At 41.0% G+C, this 3,588-nt stretch carries 2 protein-coding genes; both read left to right on the plus strand.

The window, feature by feature from the left end:
* Positions 1–65: 65 nt before the first annotated feature.
* Complete coding sequence (locus ACH0QE_RS18230) at positions 66–1,535, plus strand: IS1182 family transposase (RefSeq protein WP_415801912.1); 1,470 nt, start codon at positions 66–68, stop codon at positions 1,533–1,535.
* A 134-nt stretch (positions 1,536–1,669) separates the two neighbouring features.
* A complete protein-coding gene (locus ACH0QE_RS18235) occupies positions 1,670–3,424 on the plus strand; it encodes a phage/plasmid primase, P4 family (protein ID WP_415801913.1) in 1,755 nt (584 codons plus the stop codon).
* Positions 3,425–3,588: the final 164 nt, after the last annotated feature.

Consider the following 3,588-nt stretch of genomic DNA (forward strand, 5'->3'; position numbering starts at 1 on the left):
CAAAAAGGATATTGCATGGTCGATGTCGAATATGATAAGCAAGAAAATTAACAAGGAGACTCATTATGTTAAAAGACCAACAAGAAATGATCATCAGTAAATATGCTGAACTGTACGATATACTTGTAACGAAAGACAATATATTGCGTCAAATAAAGGAGTTGGTAGACTTTTCTTTTATCCTAGCGGAAATCGGGAAAAACTATAATTCTACTCAAGGCCGTGGAGCAGAAGATCCCATTCGTATGTTTAAATATCTCATGCTTAAAGACATGCATGAGATTTCCGATGAGGATTTGGTTGAACGTACCCGGTGCGATATGTCCTTTAAGTATTTTCTGGACTTGGCCCCGGAAGAAACAAACCTTATTCATCCCACCACATTGACTAAATTTCGTCGACTACGATTGAAAAATGAAGATATCCTAGATAAATTGATTGGTAAGACACTAATAATTGCGCTGGAAAACGGAATCAAACTAGGAAAAGCATTGGTTGTTGATGCAACCCATACACGGGCAAAGTATCATCAAAAGTCTATGGAGGAAGTATTGCTTGAGCGTGCAAAGAAACTTCGCCGCGATGTCTACCAAGTGGATGAAACCATGAAGGGTCAGTTTCCTCAAAAACTGGTAAATCCATCTCTTGAGGAAGTTATTGGTTATTGCGATGAAGTTGCTCAGGTTGTGGAGAGTAACGCAAGACTGAGTATTCGTGAGAATATCAAGAAGCGATTGAATTATCTAAAGGAAGGATTATCAGACACACAAGCAGCATTAGAAGAAACAGGTGATTATGAAGCTCGTGTAGGACACAAGTCCGTAGACGATCCATTCTTCGGCTATAAAACACATATCACCATGACTGAGGAACGGTTGATCACCGCGGCAGTGATTACATCAGGTGAAAAACCCGATGGAGCAGAATTACAAACACTAATTGAAAAGAGTCAAGCCAATGGTATAGAGGTTGAAGAAGTAATTGGTGACACTGCATACTCAGGGAAAGAAAATCTAGAATATGCTGAGGAGAAGGATATTAAGATGATATCAAAGCTACATCCAATTATTTCTAATGGCGTACGAAATGAAGAAGATGAATTCACATTTAATAAAGATGCCAATCTATTTGTTTGTCCGGCAGGACACTTAGCAGTTAGAAAAGCAAGAACTGGGAAAAAGAATACCAACACCAATCAAACTATGACCTATTACTTTGATATTCAGACGTGTAAAAAATGCTCTCAACGACAAGGGTGCTACAAAGAAGGAGCAAAATCAAAGACATACTCAGTATCAATTAAATCAAAAGCCCATGAGGCGCAAATGCATTTTGAAGAAACAGAATACTTCAAGACACGCTATCGGGAACGATACATGATTGAAGCAAAGAATAGTGAGCTTAAAAATCAGCACGGCTATGATGTTGCTATCTCGTCGGGCTTATTTGGCATGCGGGTACAAGGAGCAATATCAATATTCAATGTGAATATCAAGCGAATCTTGACATTGATAAAGCAAAATAAGGGGGAGTAATCCTTAAAACCTTTATTTAAAAAGAAAAACCACATTCGCATTTAGAAGAATTTCTCCAAAATCGAATGTGGTTTCCTATTTTCCATTTTCATTTACTAAAATACTGATATTTTTCAGTGGCCTCTTTTCAGCCGGTGTCTTTATCAGAGAATGAGATTTTGATTAAGGCAGCCAATGCAAAAAATGGCCAGCGGTTTACTGATCTACTAAATGGGAATTGGCATGGTCAATACCCTAGCCAGTCGGAGGCAGATCAAGCATTTTGTAATATGCTGGCCTTTTGGACCGGCAAAGATGAAAGGGCAATGGATAGCATTTTCAGAATGTCAGGACTCTATCGAGAAAAATGGGACAAGGTCCATAACGGCTCCCAGACATACGGAGAAATGACTATAGAAAATGCCATCAAGGATTGTAATGCGGTTTATGAGCCCAGGGTTAAAAATACGGAAACAACAGAGGAAGCTCAAAAGAAGAAGCGGTTCACCTTTGATGATACGGGTAATGCACAAAGGCTTATACATAATCATGGGAAGGATTTGCGGTATTCATTCGTAAATAGCTGCTGGTATATCTGGAGCGGGAAATGCTGGGCAGAGGATAAGACTGGTGAGATAAAAAGAAAGGCTGATGCAACGATTAGGAGTATGTACAACGAAGCCAGGGACGAAGAAAATGAGGAAGTTGCCAAGGCCCTTACCAAGTGGATCACTCAATGCAGAAATGCATCGAGGAAGAAGAATATGATTACTGAGGCGCAGCATATCAATGGAGTTCCTGTATGCCCTGAAGATTTAGACCAGGACCCATGGTTGTTAAATTGCCAGAACGGAACCATCGACTTAAGAACAGGACAGCTCCTGGATCATACGAGAGAGCACATGATCACCAAGTTAGCACCTGTAGAGTATGATCCCAATGCAAAAGCAGATCTATGGACGAAGTTCTTGCTTCAGATCATGGATGGGAAACAAGAGCTGGTTGACTTCTTACAACGGGCTATAGGGTACTCCCTTACAGGTAGTATGGCAGAGCAATGTGTTTTTATGACCTACGGCAGCGGTGCCAATGGTAAGAGTACCTTTCTCGAAACAATCCAGGCTATGCTTGGTGATTACAGTAAGAGTACATCGATGCAGACGTTCCTAGTTAAGCAAGGGGATTCAGCATCCAATGATATTGCCAGATTATTCGGCAGCCGATTCGTTTCTACTGTGGAAGCCGATGAAGGGAAAAAGCTATCGGAGGCCCTTGTAAAGCAGATCACCGGTGGAGACAAAATGACGGCTAGATTTTTACATAAGGAGTTCTTTGAGTTCACGCCACAATTTAAGATATGGATGGGAACGAACCATAAGCCGGTGATCAAAGGTACCGACAACGGAATCTGGAGGCGTATCCGCTTGATCCCTTTCACTGTCACCATACCGAAGGAGAAGCAGGATGGAGAGTTAAAAGATAAGCTCATGAAGGAGCTGCCGGGCATCCTCTCCTGGGCAGTACAGGGATGCTTACAGTGGCAAAAGGAAGGGTTGAATCCTCCAGAGGAAGTGATACAGGCTACTGAAGATTATAGAGCTGAGATGGACACGATTAAGGCTTTCTTAAATGATTGCTGTACAAGGAAAAAGGAGAGTTTTATACAGTCATCAGCGCTATACGATGTCTATAAGAGATGGTGTGAAATCAATAGAGAACATGAATTGAGCCAAAGAGCTTTAAGTCTAAAGCTTAAGGACAAGGGATTAACAACTAGAAAAACATCCGGAATAATTTACTGGGAAGATATAGCATTAAATACTACAGGAAACATGATAAAGGCTGGAGCAACAGAGATAAAGGGGAAGGTAAAGGATGAACAAATGACTCTATCCTCCCTGAATTCCTGAATCCTCCCTGAACCCTCCTTAAGTAATTGCAAGGCTTAGGGAGGAACTAGGGAGGAAGGGAGGAGAGAAAGAGGTTTTTGGAAGATTGTTTTTTCTCATAAGGATTTACCTGTTTTTTCTTCCAATCCTCCCTAGCTATTGGAATTACTAGAAACAATCCTCCC

It is taken from the genome of Mesobacillus sp., from assembly GCF_047739415.1.
Classification (GTDB): domain Bacteria; phylum Bacillota; class Bacilli; order Bacillales; family Cytobacillaceae; genus Mesobacillus.

Excerpts from the sequence above, each read along its gene's own strand:
- ACH0QE_RS18230 (WP_415801912.1), top strand. The coding sequence starts at position 66 with ATGTTAAAAGACCAACAAGAAATGATCATCAGTAAATATGCTGAACTG.